Raw genomic sequence first — 23,019 nt, 5'->3', positions numbered from 1 at the left:
GTATGAGTAAAATGTTTGTGGGAGAAAAGAAAGCAGATTCCTAATTCAGTATAATTAGGAATCTGTTGGATGTGAAAGCAAAATAGATGAAAAATGGGCCCTCCTCCTGTAAGGTAGTAAGTGCGAAAAAACAACCAAAGAAAGGAGTAGAGCCCATGCAGGATTATATCACAAATGGAGTCACATTGAAAGACATTGAACAATCTTTGTTTCGGCATATGCAAAAAGAATATGGTCAACTGCTTCAACAGTTGTTGGAGGACATCGATCACACATTAGCGGAAAAACGAGATAAAAAGCGGTTCGCGCTCAAAGATAAACGAGTGATACGGATGCAGACGATGTTTGGAGAATTGGAAGTCAAGCGGAACTATTACTTCGATCGAGAAAAACAGAGGTATGTCTGTCTATTGGATGCTTTTCTTCAGTTTGAGGGGGCACATGGAGTCAGTCCGTTGTTAGAAGAAACAGCGATTCATCTGGCAGTGACAGGTTCATCGTATCGACAAGCTGCCCAGTCCTTAGAAAAACTGGTGGGATATGCGTGCATGAGCCACGAAACGATTCGTCAGTTGATTGTCGAGGCTGAAGTCGTTGGACACCGCAAGATGGAGAAAAAAGGTCGGGTATTTTTCATTGAAGCAGACGGACTATACGTCAAACGGCAACGAAGCCGCATGAAAGGAAAAGAGGAGAAAATCGTGACGATTCACCAAGGATGGGAGAGAAACGGCAAACGAGTTTCTTTGGTGAACCGAAGATATTATGTTCATCAAACGAATGAGCCGATCTGGGAAGCCGTCGAGAGCTTCTTAGTGAAAGAATATGGGTATGATCCACTAGAAGACTGGGTCGTCATCAATGGAGATGGTGCGCCATGGATCACGGCTTGTCGTGATTATTTTGGGAAGAGGGGATATTTTCAGTTGGATCGATTCCACGTGGCAAGGGACATCCGCCAATGGCTTCGTGATCATCCGAGATATCGAGCGATACGGAAGGCACTGGCTTCACAAGACGAAGAAAGGGTATTAAGAGAGCTGACGAGTGCCGTGGGAACACTGGGAGATGAGGAGAAAGAACGGCAATTACAGGCGCTTGTTCGTCGGATCGAAGAGCTACCTGGATGTTTGAGTGACTATCGTATGTCATGTGGAAGAACGAGAAGAAACGAAACGAGAAGCAATCGTGAAAAAGTCAATGAAACGCGTCTCATCTCGAATGAAAGAAGTGATTCGAGACAATATTCCGTATTTCCGTCAGTCTTCAGGAACGCCGATTTACGAGGCATTACAAGCATTGAAAGGTTTTTAAAAACACGGATATAGGCACATACCTACAGGATGAGAGTGGATAAAAGCGCTTACATAAAATAAGTCCATAAAACCATATATAACCAATAAAATCGGTTGAGAAAAAAATCTCCCACAAACTCTTGACTCAAACAACAAATCCCCCGTGCTCACATGGGGGATTTGTTTTATGGTATAATAGGGCGTGAGGTGTTTGATATGAATAATGAAATGATTCGTTTTTTCCGTGAAGGAAGCATTGCCATTCCACGATTATTGTTAACGAACTATAAGACGCTTGGATTAAATGAAACAGAGTTTATGCTCCTTTTACACATTCATTCGTTTCTTGAGCAAGGCATTTCGTTTCCAACGCCAGATGAAATTGCGGCTCGAATGACGATTTCTCCAGAAATGTGCATGCAACAATTAAGAAAGCTCGTTCAAAAAGGGTTTTTAGCCATTGAAGAACAGATGGATAACCATATTCGAAGTGAATGTTATTCGCTTGATCCGCTTTGGGAAAAGCTCGTTCGCACCGTTTTTCAAGGACAAAAACAAGAGGAAGAACAAGAAGAACAACTGTACACCGTTTTCGAGCATGAGTTTGGCCGTCCGCTTTCACCGATGGAGTGTGAAACGTTAGCGATGTGGATGGATCAAGACGAGCATGATCCAACGATCATTAAAGCGGCCCTACGAGAAGCTGTATTATCTGGAAAACTAAATTTCCGTTATATTGATCGAATTTTATTTGAATGGAAAAAGAACGGCATTAAAACAATTGAACAAGCGCAGCAACATGCAAAAAAGTTTCGCAAAAACCAAGGAAAGCAAGAACAACCATATAAACCAACCGTTCCGATTTATAATTGGCTTGAACAGTCGTAGAAAGGATGGTTACATGTTAACAAAGCAACAAATTCGCTACTGTTTGGATGAGATCGCAACCATGTTTCCAAATGCGCATTGTGAGCTCGTTCATCGCAACCCGTTTGAGCTGTTAATCGCCGTCGTTTTATCAGCCCAATGTACAGATGCACTCGTCAATAAAGTGACGAAGCAACTATTTGAAAAATATAAAACACCAGAAGATTACGTGTCTGTTCCGCTAGAAGAGCTACAACAAGATATTCGTTCGATCGGTTTATATCGGAATAAAGCGAAAAACATTCAACAATTATGTCGGATATTAATTGAACAATATGATGGAAACGTGCCGCAAAGCCGCGAGGAATTAATGAAGCTTCCTGGTGTTGGGCGCAAAACAGCGAACGTTGTCGTATCTGTTGCCTTCGGCGTTCCTGCCATTGCTGTGGATACGCATGTTGAACGAGTAAGCAAACGGATCGGCATTTGCCGCTGGAAAGATTCAGTGTTAGAAGTAGAAGAAACGTTAATGCGTAAAATTCCGAAAGAAGAATGGTCGGTGACCCATCATCGCCTTATTTTTTTTGGGCGCTATCATTGTAAAGCACAATCGCCTAGGTGTGACGCATGTCCACTTCTTCATCTTTGTCGTGAAGGAAAAAAACGGATGAAAGGGAAGATGTAAATGATCGTTCCGAAAACGTTTCAACATCCGCTCTTTTTTGCGACCGATACGGTCGATATCGATACGCTTCAGCCGTTTCCGATGATGATGAAGCATGTGCCGTTTTATTATGATATAACAAATGAAGAAAAGCCGTGGCAACAAAAAGAACGCGCGCTTCCTGCCGTATTTCAGCTTTGGGAAGAAGAAAAACGTGAGCTTGCCCCGTTGTTTGCAAAACGTCAAGCGAAACAAGCAAAAGACGGGATCATTCGGGGGATAAGCTATTTTTTATGCGCACTATATTGGCTGAACGAACGCCCGATAGGAAACATATGCTGCTGGGAAGAGGAAGTCCAATCGCTTTCGCTTCGCCCGTTAAATGTCATCGATCGTCTTTCTTTTATTTTCGCTCATCCTGCTCTTCATCATTCGTTTATTCAGTTAGATGAATTATTTATCGAGCTTGCGAAACTGTTTTATAAACAAATGGTTCAACAAAAAAGAGACTGAGTACGCGCTCAGTCTCTTTTTGGTGTGCCATCATTATTTCCGCCTCGTTGTTGGCTATTCGTCCCCGATGGATTGTTGTTCGGATTGTTTTGGTTTGGCTCGTTCGGATTTGTCGGGTTTGTCGGATTTGTCGGGTTTGTTGGTGTCCCCGGATTGCTCGGATTTGGCTCGTTCGGATTTGTTGGATTTTCCGGATTTGTTGGCGTCTCCGGGGTTCCTTCGTTTCCCGACTGTCCTGGTGACTCATTTTCGTTTGGTTGTTTCGGTTCTTCTTTTGGAATTTGCACAAGCGCTGTCGCTGGCGCGCTTTGTGTGCCGTCAGCTGTCACGACGTATACTTCAAACAAATATACGGAGCCTTCTTTCGCATCGACAGTTAGCTGTGAATCTTTTGTTTTTGCGATAACTGTCGGTTTGCGACCGTCTACTGTTTGCCGTACTTCGAATGATACATCTTTTTCTGGGTCGATCGTGTATGACCATGCGAGCGAAATCGTTTGTGTTGCTGGATCGTATTGCGCTCGTAAGTCTTTGACTGGTTCAATCACTTCCGGTTCATCTTCGGCCACTTCTGTTGGCTCTTCATAACCGCGAACGAAATATTCGTACGTAATTTCACTTTCTGGCGTATGTTCACTGGCGAGTTTCGGCGGATTCGTTCCTTTTTTCACCGCTAGTTTCACAACGCTTTTCGGTTGTTTAAAATCGCCGCCGCTGCCGTCATCAATATGGGAAATGACGCGTTTAAACAACTGTTTCGCATATTGTTGTTCGGATTTTGATAAATAGGCTTCGCTACTTTTTTTACTAAAACCAGTCCAAATGGCTGCTGTATAGTTTGGTGTATAACCGACAAACCAACTGTCAGGAACAGCTCCTCTTTGCAGACCATACTTGCGACGGTCTTTTTCATCGTAGTTCGTCGTTCCTGTTTTTCCGGCAATATGAAGCCCTGGTACGTTTGCTGCTGTACCTGTACCTGATTGAACGACCGTTTTTAACATATCGGTAATCATAAACGCCGTATAATCTTTCATCGCGGCTTTTGGTTCTGGACGAAGATCCATTTCTGTTCCATCTGGAAACACCACTTTTTTCACCGCATGCGGTTCAATGTAAATGCCGCCGTTTCCGAATGCGCTATATGCGCCAGCCATTTGTAGCGGTGACACCCCTTTGCCGACGCCGCCAACCGCATAGGCCTCATGCATTTCTTCAAAGCCCATGCCAAGCTTGTTCGCAAACTGTTTCGCTCGCTCTAAACCGACTTCTTGGAGCGCTTTTAAGGCAGGGATGTTTCGTGAACGAGCAAGTGCTGTTCGCATCGACATTTGTCCTTCATATTTGCCGTCCCAGTTTTTAATTGGCGTTCCATCAGAGTATTGATACGGTTCATCTTTTAATTGGTGGTATGTTGACCATTTTAAATATTCAATCGCTGGGCCGTAATCGACAATCGGTTTAATTGTCGAACCTGGTTGTTTTCGTGTATCGGTTGCATAGTTGAATCCGAACGTGACGCCTTCTTCTTTTTTCCGACCGCCGCCAAGCGCCCGAATTTCACCTGTTTTCGTATCTACGACCGCAATGCCAGCTTGGAAATCAGTTTTGTTCGTACGAATGACTTCGTCCGAGTTCAACAAATCTTCCACATATGATTGGGCGTTCGGATCTAATGTTGTATAAATGTGTAATCCGGCAGTAAATACATCAAGCCCTGTTTTTTCTGTCACTTCATCGATCACTTGATCAATAAAGGAATCGTATGGAATATCGCTTTGTTGTTTATTTTCCGTTAATAACGATTGAACAGGTATTTTTTTCGCCGCTTCAGCTTCTTCTTTTGAAATAAAACCATGTTTTACCATTAGCGACAATACTGTATTTCGACGCTTTTCCGCCGTTTCTGGATGCGTAAACGGATTGTAGTTGTTCGGGCTTTGTGGAATGCCGGCGAGCAATGCCGCTTCCGGAAGCGTTAATTGCGATAAATCACTTTTGCCAAAGTACGTTTCCGCCGCTTTTGCGACACCGTATGCCCGATTTGAGTAATAAATTTTGTTTAAATACATTTCTAAAATTTCGTGTTTAGAGTATTTTTGTTCAAGTCGAATGGCAAGCCATAGTTCTTGCACTTTTCGTTTTAACGTTTTTTCAGGCGTTAAAAAAGAAAGTTTGACGACTTGTTGTGTAATCGTACTTCCACCTTCAGCGCCAAATCCTTCGCGAATGTTTGCTAAAACGGCACCGAAAAAGCGTACAATATCAAAACCGTGATGTTTGTAAAAGCGCGCATCTTCTGTCGCAAGCACCGCGTTTTCAAGCACTTTTGGAATATCGTTATACGATACGTAAATGCGCTTTTGTTGACCGAGCTCTGTTACTTTTTGGCCATTCACGTCGTACACGATCGAAGCTAAAGGATCGCGCAACAACGTTTCATCGAGCGGCGGTGCATCTTTAATCATCCAAGCAAATGCGGCTACACCAGAAAACATGCCAATGGTCATGGTGAGCAACATGATGAGCACAATTTTTTTCATTATCGAACGCCCTCGCTCTCGCGGACGTTGTTTTTTTTGTTCTACTTGTTTTCGTTCCGTTCGTGAACGATAATTCGCCATATCGTTCCTCCTATTCTAAAAATATAGTTTGTCCACAATTTGAATATAATCGATTCGTGGGTGATAGCCAAGCGGGATGAGATGGCCATGTCGTTCGATTTCCGCTTTTGTCATTGATTTGCGTCCACCTTGTTGCTTTCGCTCCCAATATTCAAGGAGGTGATGTGCATCGAATAAATACGTTTCATCGAGTGTTGTAAAACGCAAAATCACGAAGCAAATCGCTCCGTGGGCTAGCACTTGTTTCATATGTTCAATTTGATGTTCATGAAAATTTTGAAGCGGGAACGACGTGCGATTTCTCGTTTCTTTTGCTTCAAAGTCAATATATTTCCCACGGTATACGCCGTTATAGTCCGTCGTTGACGGTTGTTTAAAATACGCTTCTTTAATGACGGCCGCGCTTCGTTTCGGGTAATCGACTCGGACGATTTGCACCGGCGTCGGCTTTTTATGAATGACGGCAATGCCTTGAGCTAAATAATAGGCGTTTGTTTCGTTTAAATCCGCCTCTAGCGTCATTCCGCGATTTCCATACGTATCAGAAGCACGAGTATGCAATATGCGTTCATTTTCCTTTTTTTCATATGCTCGCCCATTCGGATATTTAAACATATCATCCCCCCTTGAATGTTCAACATTATACCATATGTTTTGTCTGTTCGTCATTTGCCCGAAAATTAGAAAAAAGCGAGCAAATATACTCGCTTTTTCTAAAACATGACTTTGGATATTTTTCGATTTTATGTAGAAGGGCGGTCTGGACCTTCTAGTTTTTTGTCGCCAAATCCTGTTGTTTCTTCTTGCTTCGGCTTTTGTTTTTTCTTTTGCTCTTTTTTCGCCATGTTGTCGCCTCCTTTCATCATTTTATTTTGACCGTTCATATAAAAAACATGCGAACATATTTGTCGAATTTTGTACGTATACCACTTTGTTTGCCGAATTTCTTCTAGTTTTGTCAATCAAGAAGGGACGAGGATATGGATAGCGAATGTGTATGGCAAAGGCGAAAGGGGAGTTGGAGGATGGAACATATTCAAATGCAATTACAACAATTGTTTGAGGAAATTGAACAATTAGAAAAAAAATTAAAAGAGCGTACGACCGAGCAAATGGATACACATTACGATATGCAACAAGACAGTTTACAAGGCATCGAACGCCAACTCAACAACATCGAACAACAAATCGAAAAAAAAGAAACGTATATGTTCGTTCCGGCAATATAAAAAAGGTGGCGCGTTGGCCACCTTTATTCTTTTACACGTTCAATTGTCACTGGACGATGCGTTTCGCTTCCTACTGTGTCAATGGCATAGTCGACAACTTCACGTTGCTTCGACTCAACATGTTCGCCATGTTTTGGCTTCTCGCTTTCATGTCCTTTTTTCTTATGGTGAAAATGAACACCACGACCCATTTTCATCCGCCTCCTTTTCCATGCTAGCGTCCCACTTAGCATGGCACAAGAGGGGAGAAATCATTCAGCGCTTCCTGAATATTGTTTAATACGCTCATCGTCAGGTTTGTAAGCCCCAAGCGCTTCTAAATCACGCACAAGATGGCGGTACACGCTAAGCGGCAATTCGTTGCGCAAATAAAGTTGACGCGCAAAGTCAAGCAGCTCGTTTGCATCGATCGGCTCATATTGTTTCGTTGCGATAAATTTGTTTTTTAATTCAATAATTGTCATAATTATTCCCTCCCCCTTTTCCACTTATCATAACATAAAAAAAGACAACATGTTAAATTCAAAAAATTGAGAATTCCGACATCGATTGACACGATTAGTCAAGAACCATTTTATGAAAAACGAATACGATGTAGTGAAAGGGGAGAGAAAATATGTACCAGCCATGGTCTACGATGCAAATGCCACATGTGGCACCTGCGCATTATTATCCATATTATTCCCAACCGACTTCGTTTCCTGTTCTACCAGTCGTTCCGCCCATGTCTCCATTCACCACACCACCTGTCTCTCCGTTCGTTCCACCTATGCCCCCATTCGCTCCTGCAAAGCCGCCAAGCTTGCTTGAGCAGTTTAAAACGAAAGATGGGACGTACGATATTACAAAAATGATGAATACGATGGGGCAGGCGGTGCAAGTGATGAATCAAATGAGCGGGCTTGTAAAAGGATTAACGCAAACGTTTAAAATATAACGTTTGCGTTTTTCTTATAAAGATTAAGAAAGTATACAATTTCTAATTTAGGGAACTGTCTAGCTTCAAGCCGATAGGCGGGCGCTTTGCGCTTTTCTTATTTATTCAATTGGAATAAATGTTTTCTTTTGTGGGAGTTGAATGATGAGTTTGCCGTCTTGAAACGATGCTTGAATGTCTGATTCCTGAACAGGATAAGGGAGAAAAATGGATTTTGTCGCTCGTTCATACGTGTGCTGACGATGAATCATTTTCTTTTCATCATCAATCGTTTCCGTCTGTTCATCGTAAACGACGGATAACAACAGACGTGTGTTGTCAATAAATTGTAGATGAACGTTCTCACGTTTCGCATTTGGAAGATGGGCAATGATGACATATTGTTCTTTTGTTTCGCGTACATCAATTGGAATATAAATCGGTGAAAATGCACGGTGAACATATTCATCGAGCGTATACAACAATTTTTTTAATGACCGATCATCAAAAAACGAATCGAGCATATGAGACAAATCTTTTTTCATACATGTTCACTCCTTACGACATATGTTTGTTCGTAATATATGCAGGAAAAAATAAATTGTTCGCGAAACTTTTTATATGGTGATTCGTAAATATGTAAAAGAGAATAAGAAAGGAAGAAAGCGCGTGCAAAGAAAGCGAGAGGAAAACAAGCGACCAAACGTCAAACATATCGTCAACAAATATAAAGAAAAAGGAATTAACATTAGCTTATGTAAGCCACGTTCAGCGATCAAATGGCTTTTTGTGCAAAACAGTTGCCTTTTTCCACATATATGATACAATGAAACTAAAGTTCATATATGTCAAGAGACGAAGAGAGACCATACATGCATAATAAGTGAAGCTTATTGTGCTTGTTTTGGTCTCTTTTTATTTTTACAGGGGGAATGATGATGTTTTCAGCGAAACAACGAATGGAAATAACAGAGGAAATGAGCAAAACGACGTATGATGTGCTTGTGATCGGCGGTGGCATTACCGGTTGTGGCATCGCGCTTGATGCAACGACGCGCGGAATGAAAACAGCGCTCATTGAAATGCAAGATTTTGCGGCTGGCACGTCAAGCCGTTCGACGAAACTCGTTCATGGGGGATTACGTTATTTAAAACAGTTCGAAGTAAAAATGGTCGCAGAAGTCGGGAAAGAGCGAGCTATTGTGTATGAAAACGGTCCGCATGTCACGACACCAGAATGGATGTTATTGCCGATTCATCGCGGTGGCACGTTCGGAAAATGGAGTACGTCTATCGGGCTATGGGTGTATGATCATTTGGCACGCGTCAAAAAAGCGGAACGGCGGACGATGTTATCCGCACATGAAACGTTGCAAAAAGAGCCGTTAATTAAACAAGACGGATTGCTTGGTGGCGGTTATTACGTTGAATATCGGACAGATGATGCACGATTAACGATAGAAGTGATAAAAAAAGCGATGGAATGCGGAGCTCACGCAGTCAATTATGTAAAAGCAGAATCGTTTTTGTATGATGAAAATGGGCGGATTAATGGCGTGACATGTCGTGAGCAAACGACAGGGAAAACGTTTACGATATATGCGAAAAAAATTGTCAATGCGGCAGGGCCATGGGTCGATATATTACGTGAAAAAGACGGCTCACACGTCGGAAAAAAACTGCGCTTAACAAAAGGGGTGCACATTGTCGTTGATCAAGCACATTTCCCGCTTAAGCAAGCGGTATATTTTGATACGCCTGACGGTCGCATGGTATTTGCGATTCCGCGCGAAGGGAAGACGTACGTCGGCACGACAGATACGTTTTATGACGGAGATCGCGTCCACCCGAAAATGACAAGCGATGATCGCGACTATTTACTGCGCGCCATTCGATACATGTTCCCGACCGTTCATTTAACGGAACAACATATTGAATCAAGTTGGGCTGGATTGCGTCCACTCATTTATGAGGAAGGGAAAGATCCATCTGAAATTTCTAGGAAAGATGAAGTTTGGCAATCTCCATCTGGTCTGATTACGATCGCAGGGGGAAAGTTAACAGGCTATCGCAAAATGGCTGAAACGGTTGTTGATTTGATCGCTAAACAGCTAGGTGGGACATATCCACCGTGTCAAACGAAACATTTGCCGATTTCCGGTGGGGACGTTGGCGGTGCGAGCCGATGGCATACGTTTATGTGTGAAAAAATCGCTGAAGGAATGGCTTGCGGCTTGACGGAACAACAAGCAAAACGGCTCGTGCAGCGATACGGTACGAATGTCGATCGTTTATTCGCTTTTGCTAGCACATACAATCGAGAGGAAATAGCTCTTCCTATTGATTGGTATGTGATGTGCATATATGCACTTGAATGCGAAATGACGGTAACACCGCTCGACTTTTTCATTCGGCGTACCGGAGCGCTCTTTTTTGACATTCAGGCGGTTCGTCAGTTAAAAGAAGCAGTCGTTACGTTGATGCAATCGTATTTTCATTGGACAAAAGAGGAGCGAAATAAATACGAACAACAAGTAAACGTTGCGCTTCATGATGCCGTTATTCCGAGCAATGAAGCACAACGTTAGAGCGCTAGGCGGGATCTTCCGCCTTTTCTATTTCTTTCATTTCTAAAAAAAACACCGGCAATTGTGCCGGTGTTAATGAAATTGTACATCAATTCGTTTTTTCCCATCCGATTGTGCTTTCGGAATGCGAATTTCAAGCACACCGTTTTTATATGATGCTTGTACGTTCTCATGTGCAGCATGGGACGGAAGTGGGATCGTGCGATAAAATCGTCCGTAAAACCGCTCTTGTCGATGCATATGTTCATCTTTTACATCATATTGTCGCCGCACTTGACCGCTAATCGATAATGTTTGATCGTCGATATGAATGTCAACATCTTCTTTTCGTTCTAGTCCCGGAATGTCGCACGTGACAATCATTTCTTTGTCATTTTCATGCACATCGACGCGCGGCATACGAAACATATCATCCATATGCGATAAAAAAGAAGGGAAGTTAGAAAACATACGTTCTACATCTCGGCGCATCACATCTAACGAACGAAATGGATCCATCGTAAAGCCTCCTCGTATCATATTCGATACGTATTTTGTGCAAATCGGACAATGTTATACAAAAAAACTTGCCTTAGCGAGAAGGCAAGTTTTCAAGCTGTTGCACGTATAAACGAACGAGCTCGTATTGCTGTTTGGCATCAAGCGATGATGTGGCAATTCGCTTCATCGCTAATGAAAATTTTTCATAAGGTGATTTTCGTAAGCGCGGATGTGTCATTTCATCTAATAAATCGCGCTGAATAGCATCGAGCAGCACATCTTTCGCCTCGTTTTCGCCGACAGGTAACGAACGGTTTGACCATAATGATCGATATGCTTCTAATAGCTCCAAAACAAGCCCTCCCTTAATCAATCCGTTCAATCGTTTCTGCCATTTGTAAAAACGGATTTAGTTCATTTTCTTGTTGTACAAAAATCGTCAGCCGCATCGGCGTTCCATTTTTTACGACAAACACGTATACTTCGCCACTTTCAATGGCGCTTTTATATACATCGGCACCGTTTAAACGAGTTCCTTTTGTCCACGTCATTTTTTCGACTGTTCCATCTTTGCTGCTTGCCTTTACGTACTGTTCTGCTTGTTCGGCAATGAGAGACCAATCCGCTCCTCCATCAATGAGTTCAACCGTCATCGACGCTTTTTCTTCATCGAGAAAAATCATATCTTTCCCTGGCTCGACCGCTTCCGCCATATAGCCGTTTAAAATATTTGCTTGAAACGGCTGATTGCTACTTTTATATGTGAAAGAAGATGGTTGCGGTTGTTCGCTCGTTTCCGTTTCCGTCCGTTCAATCGTTTTCGCCATCGTCATAAACGTATTCAGCCAGTTATCTTCTTTTTTCGTAAATACCGTTAAAAACATCGGTTCATCTCCCGTCACACCAACGATATAAACGATATCGTTATCGACAGGTGCTTCATATACGATCGCATCTTCAAACGGGAGTGAGCCTTCAAACGGTGTAGCTTGTTCAGAGACGGCCATGGCTCTTTCTTTTGCGTACGTTTCCATCTGATCTTTCGCTTCTTTCGGCAGCAGCTCAATACGCATCCATTGGTCTTGTTCGCTTTCATGCATCACGACATCTTTTCCCGGTTCTTCAGCTTCTAAAGTGAATGCTGGTAATAACGAAATCGTAAACGATTGATTTGTGCTTTCGACAGGTGTGAAATTTTGCGGCGTTTGCTCTTTTGTTTCTTGTTTATGTTCGACAGGCTGTTTCGCTGGCGCTGTCGTTTGTTCGTTACATGCGGAAAGCAATGTAGCGACAGCCGCCGCACAAATGAGTAGCTTCGATCGTTGTTTCATTTGTTTCGCTCCTTTAATTGTTTTTACTTTTATTGTCTTATAGTTTCACGTTTCATGCAAGTATTCCTTTTTATATACAATGGTGCGATTTCGTCCTTGTTGCTTCGCTTCATACAAAGCGATGTCCGCTTGCTTAAATAGCTCTGATTCATTTGTTGCAAGCGTTGGAAAAACAGAAATGCCGATGGAAATTGTAATATGCACCGTTTGTTGTTGCACGAAAAACGGATGACGTTCAATCGTTGTTCGAATATGTTCGGCAAATGTCACCGCTTCATGTTCACAGCTTGAAAGTAATATTGAAAATTCTTCCCCGCCATTGCGAAAAGCTATCCCGTCTTTCGAAACGAGCGAGCGGACCAGTTCTCCAAGATCACGTAAAATGACATCCCCGCCATCATGCCCATACGTATCGTTAATCAATTTAAAGCGATCAATATCAAATAAAATAAGAGATAAACAGCTGTTTTCCTCTTTCGCTTGCTCGAGATGTTGCCCAAATAACGTATGAAACTGACGAACATTATAAAGCCCGGTCAAAAAATCAGTCGTTGCCCATTGTTTATAATGTTGCAACATGTCTTTTGATTGCCGAATATCTTTACAAATATTCGCAGCTACATATGTAGCGACAATCGAAATAGGCCAAAAAACAACGAGTGTTTGCGTATAGGTGTGTGCATCTGGCATGTTAATAAACAAAGCAAGCGAAACGAAGCACATGCTGTAGACGTTCAACCAAAACGTTGTAATCGTTATATGTCGTTTCATCCGTTGACTGATCCATCCGCAACCGATCGCAATGGCAAGAGAAGTAAAAAAAGAAACGATCGATGCAAACGGATTGCCGAACAAAAAACGTCCTGTCCCCATGATGATGCCTGCCGCAAGCGCGCTCGGCATACCACCGTAATAGCTTACAACAACGAGTGGCACGTGTCGTAGGTCAGAAATGACTCCATGTCCGAGTGGAATAGAAAAAAACATAAGCACAATGCTTAATAAACCGCAAAAAGCCCCAGCAAGTAGGCGCATATGAACAGGGGATTGTTGATGAATGTTAGAAGGAAAAAACTTGCTAATCAAATAAAATCCAGCAATAAGTATGCCGCTATTCGCAATAAATTGCTTAAACATCGTCCGTTCCTCCTCTCTTTGCCAATATATGCGGACGAAAAAAAATGTTGCGGACAAACGCCGCAACATTGTTAAATAGAAATGGCCCACTCGCCGTTTCGCATAATCGGCTCACGAACGCCGTCTTTCGTCACTCCATCAACGTTTAGTTCATGAGAACCGATCATAAAATCTTCATGCACTAAGCTATCGTTCGCTCCACGCTCAAGCAGTTCTTCTGTACGCATATTCGTTCCGCCTTCGATGTTTGTCGGATACGCTTTTCCGAGCGCTAAATGTGAGGCTGCGTTTTCGTCAAATAACGTATTATAAAACACAAGGTTCGATTGTGAAATGGGAGATTGATGCGGCACGAGCGCAATTTCTCCTAGTCGGCGTGCACCTTCGTCAGTATCAAGCAAATGTTTGAGCGTGTCATAACCGACCTCTGCAGTAAAGTCAACGACTTTTCCATCTTTAAATGTAAGCGTAAAGCCGTCAATAATATTGCCGCCATAGTTCAACGGTTTCGTATTTCGCACGACCCCGTTCGTTCCGTCTTTATGTGGCATCGTAAACACTTCTTCTGTTGGCATATTCGGATTAAATACGGTGCCGTCTGTACTTTTCGCTGCTCCTCCAGCCCAAATATGTCCATCTGGCAGTTCAACTGTTAAGTTTGTTCCTGGTCCATCATAAATGAGCTGTTTATATTGCTTATTGTTTAAATAATCAACGATGCGAGCTAATTTTTCATTATGCGCTTTCCATGCCGCAATTGGATCCTCTTGGTCGACGCGAGTCACATGGAAGATGACGTCCCACAATTTTGCGATCGCTTCTTCTTCGCTCAGATGAGGAAATACTTTTTTCGCCCACGCAGGTGTCGGCACGGCAATTAAAGACCAGCAGTTATGGTCCGCCATTAAGCGACTGCGGTAATGTTGTAGCGCAAGGCTTGCCGCTTTTGTTGCCGCAGCTACACGTGCCGGATCAATATCTTTCAATAAATCTGGATTTGGTGCATAAATACTTAAAAACGCCCCACCTTTTTCAGCCACTTCTTCACGTCCTTTAGCAAGCCAAGACGGATATTCATGAAGCGCTTCTTCGGGTGCATGTTTAAATTTTATGTACGTGATTTCTTCATCGCTCCACTCGACATGCACATGTTTCGCACCAGCTTCGTACGCTTCTTTAGCAATTTCACGTACAAGCGGGGCAGACGGAAGCGGAGCGTTAATAAACAACGTTTGTCCCGGTTGAATGTTGACACCAACACGTACAGCTAATTCCGCATATTTTTGTAACATAATAAAACCTCCTTGGTTGTAAAGCATACTATCATTTTAACAAAAGGAATGATGTTGTGAAAACATTTTCGCCTGTATTATGATTAAGAAAGGAACATAACGAGAAAGGGAATGACTTATGGGATGTGGTGACCAACAATTATTTTATATTGAAGGACTATTTATTTGTACTTATGAACGAACAGTTGATGTGCAAGTGAAAGGGGAGACGCTTACGTTTACGACGAACGAGCCGATCATCGGCTTTTGTGCAGGGGACGATGTCGGCGTCGCTTTTTGTGAAAACAGTGAGGAGAAAAAGCTTATTTCTATTGAACGACAAGACGGCCCACCACTTTCGTATGTAAATGGGGAATGGTTTGCTGAAATTATATTTGTCGAATCAATAGATGCGACAACGTTTTTATTTGATTTATATCGTTCACCTTATCGCGATTATGAACAAATGATCACGAACGAGCCGTTTTCATGTGAACGCGAAACGGTCATGACGGTCGTTTTCGTTCGTGAAAATGGAAAAAATATATTGAAAAAGGTTGTTGGATAATGCGTGTCGTCATTGCACCAGATTCATTTAAAGGAAGCTTATCAGCAAAAAACGTATGCTCGATTATGAAAGAAGCGTTTCAACATGAATATCCAGAAGCGGCTGTCATTGCTGTTCCGATGGCAGACGGAGGAGAAGGAACGATGGAAGCAATCGTTTCAGCAATGAACGGCTCCGTTCGATATGTAACGGCTCGCGGTCCGCTGTTTGAAACGCGGCAAGCGGCATACGGTGTCGTTGGAGATACGGTCATTATTGAAGTCGCGCAAGTGATCGGTTTACCACTCGTTCCGAATGAAAAGCGTCATCCGCTTCATACGACAACATATGGTGTAGGTGAAATCATTGCCGCAGCGCTTCATGCCGGGTATCGCCGGTTTGTAATCGGACTTGGTGGAAGTAGCACAAACGATGGCGGTTTCGGGATGTTATGTGCGCTTGGGGCGACGTTTACGAATGAAAAAGGGGAGTTATTGCCGCCCATGCCTTCTTCTTTGCCACATATTGCCCATGTCCATATGGCATCGCTTGATCGACGCATATATGAAAGCGAATTTCTTATCGCTTGCGATGTCGATAATCCACTTTATGGTGAGCGAGGAGCATCGTACGTATTCGGACCACAAAAGGGGGCGGATCGTGAAACGGTCCGCACATTAGATAAATGGCTATATACGTATGCGCAAAAAATCGAGCAGCAAATTGGGCATTCATACGCTCTTGAACGCGGAGCAGGGGCGGCAGGCGGTTTAGGGTTTGCTTTTTTATTGCTTGGTGGAACGTTGATTTCTGGAGCAAAACTTGTCGGTGAAACGGTGCAGCTGCCGCAAAAAGTGAAGCATGCCCACGTCGTCATTACTGGCGAAGGACAAAGCGACGAACAAACGTTATACGGAAAAGTGCCGTTTTATGTTGGGCAATTAGCAAAACAATATGACGTTCCCGCTTTTTTATTGTCTGGTAGCCTCGGTGACGGATTTGAAAAACTGTATGAATATTTTGTTAGCTGCGATGCGATTGCGACAAAACCGATGACAGTAGAACAAAGTATGCAATCCGCCTCTACACTGTTATATACGAAAGCACGCAATCTTGCACGAATGCTCAAGCGGTTTTCCTAGCCGAAAACCGCTTGAGTTTTGTTTAATTTATTTTTATTAAACATTGTTCTAAATAAACAACAAAAAGAAAAAGAAAGAAATAACACATTTTTAACGACAAGGCTAGTTTTTAACGACAAGGCTAGTCGTCCTATTCGTTTCTTTTTCTTGCGCATATGATGTGAAAAAAAGGAGGGGTGCGGGTGCGAGTCATTGTTTTTATGTATGTCATCGTTTATTACATCGCATTGTTCAGTACATCTGGACAAACAGAAGTAGTTGTTCGTTCGTTCTTTTCATTAGGTGGCATATGTCTTTCAGTCATTTTGCTATGGCGAGCGTCGATTCGTATAAAAACGAATGAGCGAATATTTTGGAAATGGATGACCATCGGTGCAATTTGTTACTTGATCGCTGAAGCGGTTTATCGCATATACGAGTGGTCGTTTCAAACCGAGCCCCCGTTTCCGAATTGGTCAGACGTATTTTATATTGCTCATTCATTGATGTATATTGCTTCATTACTATATATCATCATGCAACAACGAAAACAAATAGCGATGTGGCAAGCGTTATTCGATGCGCTCATCGTGACATGTGTGACGATGGCATATAGCTGGATATATATCATTCAGCCAATCGTTCATTTAGAAGAAAATGTCTTATATGTCGCTGTTTTAGTTGCTTATCCTTTCCTTGATCTCGTGATGTTATTTCTACTGTTACTTCTCTTTTTTGCAACAAATGTTCGTCGAATTTGGTTATGGAACATTGTTGGTGTCGCATTATTTGTGTTTACAGATACGATATATTCCATTCAAATGATGCAATGGAATGATGTGTACAGCGCATGGTTAGATCCGCTATGGATCATGAGTTTACTCATAATCGGTTTTTCAAGTTATGATGCAAAAGATGGGGATTTATCATTTCAAAAGGAAGAACCGTCGTTTGCTATAAAAGTTCTTTTTCCGTATATCAGTTTTCTTACTTTGATGTGGATGCCTTTTATTTATCTCGGTGACCGAATGGTGATGTCATGTTTTGCTTTTGCGGTTATATTCATTTTCATTCGTCAATTTATGACGTTAAAAGAAAACCGTCAGCTCGTGCAACAATTACAAACATTAAACAACGACTTAGAACAAAAAGTCATGAAACGCACGCAAGAGTTGACACGGATGAATGAACAGTTAGCGTACGCGGCTAATCATGACTTTTTAACAGGACTTTTTAACCGTCGTGCATTTGTTACGGAGCTTGAGCGAGCGTTGATTCGTGCAAAACAAGAGCAACATGGCCTTGCCGTTATTTTTATCGACATTGATCGCTTTAAGCAAATTAATGACTATTTCGGGCATCAAATCGGTGATGCTCTCATCGTACAAGTTGGGCAATGGCTAAAAGAAAAAGTTCGTTCGACGGATATTGTCGCACGACAAGGAGGCGATGAATTTACAATTATTTTTACACCGTTAAAACATACTAGTGAACTTCACTGTTTTGTCAATAACATCGTCTCGATTAATAAGCAGCCGATTGCTGTTCAACATTTAGATATGCGCGTATCGCTTAGTGTAGGGGTAGCAGTGTATCCGTACGATGGAGAAACAGGTGACACGTTAATGAAACATGCCGATATCGCCATGTATCGCGCCAAAGAACAAGGAAAAAATCAATATCAGTTTTTCAATGGTGAAATGGATCGTATCGTTTTACAAAAAACGATTATTGAAACGGCCCTTCACGAAGCCATCGAGAAAAAACAATTCACCTTATTTTATCAGCCGCAATTTGATGGGCAAACGAAGGAATTAATCGGAATGGAAGCGCTCATTCGCTGGATTCATCCAGAACACGGCATCATTTCACCAGCCATTTTTATTCCGATTGCAGAAGAAACAGGACAAATTATCTCGATTGGTGAGTGGGTAATAGAAGAAGCTTGTCGAAAAATGAAAAAATGGAGCGAACAAACCGGTCGATCGCTCCGCATGAGTGTTAACATTTCCCCGAAACAATTTTTAAAAGAAAACTTTGTCGAACATATTTATTCCGTGTTACAAAACACGCCATTGCCACCTCATCAACTCGACTTAGAAATTACAGAAGGGGTCGCTGTATTTAACGAGCAATATACGATTGATAAACTGAAACAACTAAAGCAGCTTGGCGTGCACATATCGATTGACGATTTCGGAACCGGCTACTCATCGCTCAGTTACTTACGTAAATTTCCCATCGATCGATTAAAAATTGCAAAACCGTTTATTGATGGCATTACAGAGGAGAAAGAAGACGTCGCCGTCGTCAAAGCGATTATTGTGCTGGCGAAAAACTTAAAACTGCGCGTCATTGCTGAAGGGGTAGAAACGTTGCAACAATTAGATCTTCTTCGGTCTCTTCAATGCGATGAAATTCAAGGATATGTGCTCGGTAAACCACTTCCAGCAGACGTCTTTGAAAAAACATACATGAAAAACCAACTTCCAAACGAATGAAGTTGGTTTTTTACAAAGAAAATCATTGACAATGATAATCAATTCATGTAGATTACAATATGTATTGATATTAATTCTCAATATCGATTAGTTAACTTGTTGTTCGAGGGGGAAAACATATATGCCGCGATTGTATACAGAGCAGCTTTCTGTCGGATATGGAGAACGCGTCATTGTTGATCGGTTAACTGTACATATTCCAGATGAAAAAATAACGACGATTATCGGACCAAACGGTTGTGGGAAATCGACGTTGTTAAAGGCGATGACACGCATTATTCGTCATAAAGAAGGCGCCGTCATTTTAGATGGAAAACAAATTTTGCAAGAGCATACGAAACTGTTAGCGCAAAAAATGGCCATTTTACCGCAAACGCCAGAAAGTCCGGGTGGTTTAACGGTTGGTGAACTTGTTTCGTACGGACGGTTTCCGTATCAAAAAGGATTCGGGCGGCTAACGAAACGAGATTATGAAGTCGTTGATTGGGCGCTTGAAGTGACCGGAACGATCGAATTTAAACACCGTCCAGTTGATTCGCTATCAGGCGGTCAAAGACAGCGGGTGTGGATCGCGATGGCGCTTGCGCAAGAAACAGATATTATTTTTTTAGATGAACCGACAACATATTTAGATATGGCGCATCAATTAGAAGTGCTCGAACTGTTACAACGTTTAAACCGCGAACAACAGCGCACGATCGTCATGGTGTTGCATGATTTAAATCAAGCGGCGCGTTTTGCTGATTATATGATTGCGATGAAAGACGGAAAAATTGTTCAGGCGGGAACGTGCGAGCAAGTGATGACGCCTGACGTATTACGAAAAGTGTTTCATATTGACGCGGAAATCGGTCGCGACCCTCGAACAAACAAGCCAATGTGTATCACATATCATTTAATTAAAGGAGATGCAGAATATGTTGAAAAAGCGAATGATGTCCATTCTACTTTTGTTCGTGCTCATCTTGAGTGCGTGCGGTAATCAAGCAACAGAAAAAGAACAAGAGAAAGCGACAAAAGAAACAAACGAACCAAAAACGATGACGTATCAATCTGAAACAGGTCCAATCGAAGTGCCTACAAATCCGAAGCGCGTCGTTGTTTTATCTTCGTTTTTAGCGGGTAGCGTGATGGCGTTAGACGTCCCGATTGTTGGGGTAGATTCTTGGGCGAAAATGAACCCGCGTTATGAGCCATATTTAAAAGACGCAAAAGAAGTGACAGATGAAAGCTTAGAACAAATTATTGAGCTTGAACCAGATTTAATTATTGCCGCATCAACAAATAAAAACTTAGATAAGCTAAAAGAAATTGCGCCAACGGTGACGTATACGTATGGAAAAGTAGATTACTTAACGCAACATTTAGAAATTGGTAAATTGTTAAATAAAGAAGAAGAAGCGAAAAAGTGGATCGAAGACTTTAAAAAGCGTGCGCAACAAGCTGGTGAAGAGATTCGTGCAAAAATCGGTGAAAATGCAACCGTTTCTGTCATTGAAAACTTCGACAAGCAATTGTACGTATTCGGCAACAACTGGGGCCGTGGGACAGAAATTTTATATCAAGAAATGAAATTAAAAATGCCAAAAGCAGTGGAAGAACATGCATTGAAAGACGGATATTACGCCATTTCACTTGAAGTGCTTCCACAATTTGCTGGAGACTATGTCATTTTCAGCAAAAACGCAGACGGTGATCTTTCATTTACAGAAACAGAAACGTACAAAAACATTCCAGCTGTGAAAAACAACCGCGTTTTTGAAGCGAATGCAAAAGAATTTTACTTTAACGATCCAATTACATTAGAATATCAGCTTGAGTTTTTCAAAAAACATTTTTTAGGTGAGTAATATAATTAAAGAGGAGTTCGTCGCGAATTCCTCTTTCTTTATGTGAATGGAAAAGAGAGGATGCGTATGCTGAAAAAATTTTTGTTCGCATGTGTTGCATTGTTTGTGACATTCGTTTGCTCAATTGTTATCGGAGCGGCGGATACGACAATAAAAGACGTTTGGCTAGCGATGACAGCGCCAGAGACAAACAAAATAGCGACGATGATTCACGAAGTTCGCCTGCCGCGTGAAACGGCTGCCGCTGTTGTTGGAGCCGCTCTCGCTGTAGCCGGAGCTGTGATGCAAGGGATGACCCGCAACCCTCTCGCTGATCCTGGACTCATTGGGCTAACCGCAGGAGCAAACGCTGCTTTAGCGATGATGTTTGCCTTTTTCCCTTCCGCAAACTATATCGAAACGGTGTTCGCTTGTTTTGGCGGGGCTGCGCTTGGAGGGTTGCTCGTTTTTAGCATTGGCGCGAAACAATTTTCACCGTTTCGCATCGTCTTAGCAGGCGCGGCTATTTCTACTTTTTTATACGCCGTCGCAGAAGGAATTGGACTTATATATAAAGTGTCAAAAGACGTATCGATGTGGACGGCTGGCGGGATGATGGGAACCACGTGGCATGAGTTACAAATCGTTACGCCATTTATTTGTTTGGCGATGCTTATTGCTTTTTGGCAAAGCCGTCAATTAACGATTTTAAGTATGAGCGAAGAAGTAGCGGTCGGGCTCGGTCAACAACTGACGCGCGTAAAAACAATTCTTTTTTTCATCGTCATCGTTTTAGCAGGTGCATCTGTAGCTCTTGTCGGAAATTTAGCGTTTGTTGGCTTAATGATTCCACACCTTGTTCGTCTGTTCGTTGGAACGGATTATCGTTTTATTTTGCCGATGAGCGCGATCGGTGGGGCGACATTTATGTTGTTTGCTGATACGATTGCCCGAACGATTCACGCACCGTATGAAACGCCTGTTGTAGCAGTTGTGGCGGTCATGGGGCTTCCGTTTTTTCTTTTCATCGTTCGTAAAGGAGGAAAAGTGTTGTGATCGTACCTCTACGAAAAAAACAGCGCATCATTTTGCTCGTATTATTTACGCTCATTTGCATGACAGCGATTATCAGCATGGGGACAGGCTATTCTTCTTTATCTTTTGACCGATTGATCCCGGTGCTCTTAGGTGAAGGGACGTTTAAAGAACAATTCGTTCTTTTCTCCATTCGTTTGCCGCGCATCGCGATCACGTTGCTTGCGGGAATGGCTTTAGCGTTGTCTGGTGCCATTTTACAAGTTGTCATGCGCAATGACTTAGCCGATCCAGGCGTCATCGGTATAAATGCCGGAGCAGGTGTGGGAGTCGCCTTGTTCTTTTTATTTATTCCGATTCAAGCGGAATCATTTGCCTACATTATTCCGCTCGTCGCTTTTTTTAGTGCGCTACTGACAGCCGTCCTCATTTATATGTTGTCATACAATAAAAAAACAGGGCTTCAACCGATTCGTCTCGTGTTAATTGGAATCGGTTTTGCCACCGCGTTTTCAGGTTTGATGATCGTTCTCATTTCAGGAGCTGATCGGACGAAAGTCGATTTTATTGCCAAATGGTTAGCTGGCGGCATTTGGGGGCTCGATTGGGCGTTTGTTCTCGCATTGTTGCCGTGGCTTATCATTCTCGTTCCGTTCGTTTTATATAAAGCTCATCGCCTCAATGCATTGCAGTTAAGCGATTCGGTAGCGATTGGCATCGGCGTATCGCTCGATCGTGAACGGCTTGTTTTATTGCTTGCAGCAGTGGCGCTTGCGGCATCGGCCGTTTCTGTGACAGGGGGCATTGCGTTCGTCGGTTTAATGGCGCCACACATTGCTCGTGCGCTTGTTGGGCCGCGCAACGAATTAAGTTTACCCGTTGCGATGCTAATGGGAGGGGCGTTGTTGCTGTTTGCTGATACCGTTGGACGCAACTTAATCGAACCAGATGGTCTCCCGGCGGGTGTGCTCGTATCGCTTATCGGTGCGCCTTATTTCGTTTATTTATTATGGAAAAAGAAATAAACGTGTGATAAGATATTTGTAAACTTTTTTTATCATAAGGTTTACA

At 42.5% G+C, this 23,019-nt stretch carries 24 protein-coding genes and 1 pseudogene; 15 read left to right on the top strand and 10 right to left on the bottom strand.

Translation table 11 applies throughout. The features are described 5' to 3' along the window. Positions 1-155 precede the first annotated feature (155 nt). From JV16_RS09380 to JV16_RS09365, 4 genes and pseudogenes are all read left to right on the top strand, one after another. Positions 156-1,314: pseudogene (locus JV16_RS09380) on the top strand (ISLre2 family transposase). Between the two features lie 197 nt (positions 1,315-1,511). Continuing rightward, positions 1,512-2,183, top strand: a complete 672-nt coding sequence (locus tag JV16_RS09375; protein ID WP_021094978.1) for a DnaD domain-containing protein — start codon at positions 1,512-1,514, stop codon at positions 2,181-2,183. Positions 2,184-2,196: 13 nt separating this feature from the next. Continuing rightward, positions 2,197-2,847: an endonuclease III gene (gene nth / locus JV16_RS09370; protein WP_021094977.1), complete on the top strand. Its 651-nt coding sequence runs from the start codon at positions 2,197-2,199 to the stop codon at positions 2,845-2,847. Beyond that, positions 2,848-3,339, top strand: coding sequence for a YpoC family protein (locus JV16_RS09365; protein WP_021094976.1), 492 nt, complete (start codon positions 2,848-2,850; stop codon positions 3,337-3,339). Positions 3,340-3,347: 8 nt separating this feature from the next. Here the strand turns inward: JV16_RS09365 and JV16_RS09360 are convergent, their stop codons facing one another. Both JV16_RS09360 and recU read right to left on the bottom strand, forming a co-directional pair. Then, positions 3,348-5,963 carry a transglycosylase domain-containing protein gene (locus tag JV16_RS09360; RefSeq protein WP_021094975.1) on the bottom strand — a complete coding sequence of 872 codons (2,616 nt, stop codon included), beginning with the start codon at positions 5,961-5,963 and terminating at the stop codon, positions 3,348-3,350. A 15-nt stretch (positions 5,964-5,978) separates the two neighbouring features. Further along, complete coding sequence (gene recU / locus JV16_RS09355) at positions 5,979-6,578, bottom strand: Holliday junction resolvase RecU (RefSeq protein WP_042535476.1); 600 nt, start codon at positions 6,576-6,578, stop codon at positions 5,979-5,981. A gap of 410 nt (positions 6,579-6,988) precedes the next feature. On the opposite strand from recU, the gene JV16_RS09350 reads away from it, so the two are divergent. Continuing rightward, a complete protein-coding gene (locus tag JV16_RS09350; protein ID WP_042535474.1) occupies positions 6,989-7,192 on the top strand; it encodes a hypothetical protein in 204 nt (67 codons plus the stop codon). A gap of 23 nt (positions 7,193-7,215) precedes the next feature. On the opposite strand, the gene JV16_RS15790 is transcribed toward JV16_RS09350, so the two are convergent. Continuing rightward, positions 7,216-7,383 (bottom strand): hypothetical protein, encoded by a 168-nt coding sequence (locus JV16_RS15790; RefSeq protein WP_019417582.1) that lies wholly within the window; start codon positions 7,381-7,383, stop codon positions 7,216-7,218. Positions 7,384-7,443: 60 nt separating this feature from the next. Further along, the gene (locus tag JV16_RS09345) at positions 7,444-7,656 is read right to left on the bottom strand and encodes a YppF family protein (RefSeq protein ID WP_021094972.1); all 213 of its coding nucleotides are present in this window, start codon (positions 7,654-7,656) and stop codon (positions 7,444-7,446) included. Positions 7,657-7,808: 152 nt separating this feature from the next. Between JV16_RS09345 and JV16_RS09340 the strand changes: the two genes are divergently transcribed. After that, positions 7,809-8,129 carry a YppG family protein gene (locus tag JV16_RS09340; RefSeq protein WP_021094971.1) on the top strand — a complete coding sequence of 107 codons (321 nt, stop codon included), beginning with the start codon at positions 7,809-7,811 and terminating at the stop codon, positions 8,127-8,129. Between the two features lie 101 nt (positions 8,130-8,230). Here the strand turns inward: JV16_RS09340 and JV16_RS09335 are convergent, their stop codons facing one another. Continuing rightward, positions 8,231-8,653, bottom strand: coding sequence for an Hsp20 family protein (locus tag JV16_RS09335; protein WP_021094970.1), 423 nt, complete (start codon positions 8,651-8,653; stop codon positions 8,231-8,233). Between the two features lie 124 nt (positions 8,654-8,777). Between JV16_RS09335 and JV16_RS15705 the strand changes: the two genes are divergently transcribed. Beyond that, a complete protein-coding gene (locus tag JV16_RS15705; protein ID WP_160289329.1) occupies positions 8,778-8,930 on the top strand; it encodes a hypothetical protein in 153 nt (50 codons plus the stop codon). A 113-nt stretch (positions 8,931-9,043) separates the two neighbouring features. Continuing rightward, on the top strand, positions 9,044-10,696 hold the full coding sequence (locus JV16_RS09330) for a glycerol-3-phosphate dehydrogenase/oxidase (RefSeq protein ID WP_042535472.1): 1,653 nt from the start codon (positions 9,044-9,046) through the stop codon (positions 10,694-10,696). Positions 10,697-10,768: 72 nt separating this feature from the next. On the opposite strand, the gene JV16_RS09325 is transcribed toward JV16_RS09330, so the two are convergent. The 5 genes from JV16_RS09325 to JV16_RS09305 all read right to left on the bottom strand — a co-directional run bounded on the left by JV16_RS09325 (position 10,769) and on the right by JV16_RS09305 (position 14,936). Continuing rightward, positions 10,769-11,194, bottom strand: coding sequence for an Hsp20/alpha crystallin family protein (locus JV16_RS09325; protein ID WP_021094968.1), 426 nt, complete (start codon positions 11,192-11,194; stop codon positions 10,769-10,771). A gap of 73 nt (positions 11,195-11,267) precedes the next feature. Continuing rightward, the gene (locus JV16_RS09320; protein ID WP_021094967.1) at positions 11,268-11,528 is read right to left on the bottom strand and encodes a hypothetical protein; all 261 of its coding nucleotides are present in this window, start codon (positions 11,526-11,528) and stop codon (positions 11,268-11,270) included. A 13-nt stretch (positions 11,529-11,541) separates the two neighbouring features. Beyond that, positions 11,542-12,507, bottom strand: coding sequence for a hypothetical protein (locus tag JV16_RS09315; protein ID WP_042535470.1), 966 nt, complete (start codon positions 12,505-12,507; stop codon positions 11,542-11,544). 45 nt (positions 12,508-12,552) lie between these two features. After that, positions 12,553-13,644, bottom strand: coding sequence for a diguanylate cyclase (locus JV16_RS09310; protein ID WP_042535468.1), 1,092 nt, complete (start codon positions 13,642-13,644; stop codon positions 12,553-12,555). Positions 13,645-13,715: 71 nt separating this feature from the next. Continuing rightward, on the bottom strand, positions 13,716-14,936 hold the full coding sequence (locus JV16_RS09305; RefSeq protein WP_021094964.1) for an aminopeptidase: 1,221 nt from the start codon (positions 14,934-14,936) through the stop codon (positions 13,716-13,718). Between the two features lie 118 nt (positions 14,937-15,054). Here JV16_RS09305 and JV16_RS09300 point away from each other — a divergent pair, with 118 nt between their 5' ends. The 7 genes from JV16_RS09300 to JV16_RS09270 all read left to right on the top strand — a co-directional run bounded on the left by JV16_RS09300 (position 15,055) and on the right by JV16_RS09270 (position 22,973). Then, positions 15,055-15,483 (top strand): hypothetical protein, encoded by a 429-nt coding sequence (locus JV16_RS09300; protein ID WP_021094963.1) that lies wholly within the window; start codon positions 15,055-15,057, stop codon positions 15,481-15,483. After that, the gene (locus JV16_RS09295) at positions 15,483-16,604 is read left to right on the top strand and encodes a glycerate kinase (RefSeq protein WP_021094962.1); all 1,122 of its coding nucleotides are present in this window, start codon (positions 15,483-15,485) and stop codon (positions 16,602-16,604) included. Before JV16_RS09300 ends, JV16_RS09295 begins: the two co-directional genes overlap by 1 nt. A gap of 182 nt (positions 16,605-16,786) precedes the next feature. Beyond that, positions 16,787-19,084 (top strand): putative bifunctional diguanylate cyclase/phosphodiesterase, encoded by a 2,298-nt coding sequence (locus JV16_RS09290; protein ID WP_021094961.1) that lies wholly within the window; start codon positions 16,787-16,789, stop codon positions 19,082-19,084. A 121-nt stretch (positions 19,085-19,205) separates the two neighbouring features. Continuing rightward, the gene (locus JV16_RS09285) at positions 19,206-20,066 is read left to right on the top strand and encodes an ABC transporter ATP-binding protein (protein ID WP_021094960.1); all 861 of its coding nucleotides are present in this window, start codon (positions 19,206-19,208) and stop codon (positions 20,064-20,066) included. Next, positions 20,002-20,934, top strand: a complete 933-nt coding sequence (locus JV16_RS09280) for an iron-hydroxamate ABC transporter substrate-binding protein (protein ID WP_412093545.1) — start codon at positions 20,002-20,004, stop codon at positions 20,932-20,934. The genes JV16_RS09285 and JV16_RS09280 overlap by 65 nt, the downstream gene beginning before the upstream one ends. 60 nt (positions 20,935-20,994) lie before the next feature. After that, positions 20,995-21,969 carry a FecCD family ABC transporter permease gene (locus tag JV16_RS09275; RefSeq protein WP_035063227.1) on the top strand — a complete coding sequence of 325 codons (975 nt, stop codon included), beginning with the start codon at positions 20,995-20,997 and terminating at the stop codon, positions 21,967-21,969. Beyond that, complete coding sequence (locus JV16_RS09270) at positions 21,966-22,973, top strand: FecCD family ABC transporter permease (RefSeq protein WP_021094957.1); 1,008 nt, start codon at positions 21,966-21,968, stop codon at positions 22,971-22,973. Before JV16_RS09275 ends, JV16_RS09270 begins: the two co-directional genes overlap by 4 nt. Positions 22,974-23,019 lie beyond the last annotated feature (46 nt).

This window comes from Anoxybacillus ayderensis, from assembly GCF_000833605.1.
Lineage (GTDB): Bacteria > Bacillota > Bacilli > Bacillales > Anoxybacillaceae > Anoxybacillus > Anoxybacillus ayderensis.
The sequence above is the reverse complement of the archived record's forward strand: the minus strand, read 5'-3'. Positions and strand labels throughout refer to the sequence as shown.

Excerpts from the sequence above, each read along its gene's own strand:
- JV16_RS09375 (WP_021094978.1), top strand. The coding sequence starts at position 1,512 with ATGAATAATGAAATGATTCGTTTTTTCCGTGAAGGAAGCATTGCCATT.
- nth (WP_021094977.1), top strand. The coding sequence starts at position 2,197 with ATGTTAACAAAGCAACAAATTCGCTACTGTTTGGATGAGATCGCAACC.
- JV16_RS09365 (WP_021094976.1), top strand. The coding sequence starts at position 2,848 with ATGATCGTTCCGAAAACGTTTCAACATCCGCTCTTTTTTGCGACCGAT.
- JV16_RS09360 (WP_021094975.1), bottom strand. The coding sequence starts at position 5,963 with ATGGCGAATTATCGTTCACGAACGGAACGAAAACAAGTAGAACAAAAA.
- recU (WP_042535476.1), bottom strand. The coding sequence starts at position 6,578 with ATGTTTAAATATCCGAATGGGCGAGCATATGAAAAAAAGGAAAATGAA.
- JV16_RS09350 (WP_042535474.1), top strand. The coding sequence starts at position 6,989 with ATGGAACATATTCAAATGCAATTACAACAATTGTTTGAGGAAATTGAA.
- JV16_RS15790 (WP_019417582.1), bottom strand. The coding sequence starts at position 7,383 with ATGGGTCGTGGTGTTCATTTTCACCATAAGAAAAAAGGACATGAAAGC.
- JV16_RS09345 (WP_021094972.1), bottom strand. The coding sequence starts at position 7,656 with ATGACAATTATTGAATTAAAAAACAAATTTATCGCAACGAAACAATAT.
- JV16_RS09340 (WP_021094971.1), top strand. The coding sequence starts at position 7,809 with ATGTACCAGCCATGGTCTACGATGCAAATGCCACATGTGGCACCTGCG.
- JV16_RS09335 (WP_021094970.1), bottom strand. The coding sequence starts at position 8,653 with ATGAAAAAAGATTTGTCTCATATGCTCGATTCGTTTTTTGATGATCGG.
- JV16_RS09330 (WP_042535472.1), top strand. The coding sequence starts at position 9,044 with ATGATGTTTTCAGCGAAACAACGAATGGAAATAACAGAGGAAATGAGC.
- JV16_RS09325 (WP_021094968.1), bottom strand. The coding sequence starts at position 11,194 with ATGGATCCATTTCGTTCGTTAGATGTGATGCGCCGAGATGTAGAACGT.
- JV16_RS09315 (WP_042535470.1), bottom strand. The coding sequence starts at position 12,507 with ATGAAACAACGATCGAAGCTACTCATTTGTGCGGCGGCTGTCGCTACA.
- JV16_RS09310 (WP_042535468.1), bottom strand. The coding sequence starts at position 13,644 with ATGTTTAAGCAATTTATTGCGAATAGCGGCATACTTATTGCTGGATTT.
- JV16_RS09305 (WP_021094964.1), bottom strand. The coding sequence starts at position 14,936 with ATGTTACAAAAATATGCGGAATTAGCTGTACGTGTTGGTGTCAACATT.
- JV16_RS09300 (WP_021094963.1), top strand. The coding sequence starts at position 15,055 with ATGGGATGTGGTGACCAACAATTATTTTATATTGAAGGACTATTTATT.
- JV16_RS09295 (WP_021094962.1), top strand. The coding sequence starts at position 15,483 with ATGCGTGTCGTCATTGCACCAGATTCATTTAAAGGAAGCTTATCAGCA.
- JV16_RS09285 (WP_021094960.1), top strand. The coding sequence starts at position 19,206 with ATGCCGCGATTGTATACAGAGCAGCTTTCTGTCGGATATGGAGAACGC.
- JV16_RS09280 (WP_412093545.1), top strand. The coding sequence starts at position 20,002 with ATGTTGAAAAAGCGAATGATGTCCATTCTACTTTTGTTCGTGCTCATC.
- JV16_RS09275 (WP_035063227.1), top strand. The coding sequence starts at position 20,995 with ATGCGTATGCTGAAAAAATTTTTGTTCGCATGTGTTGCATTGTTTGTG.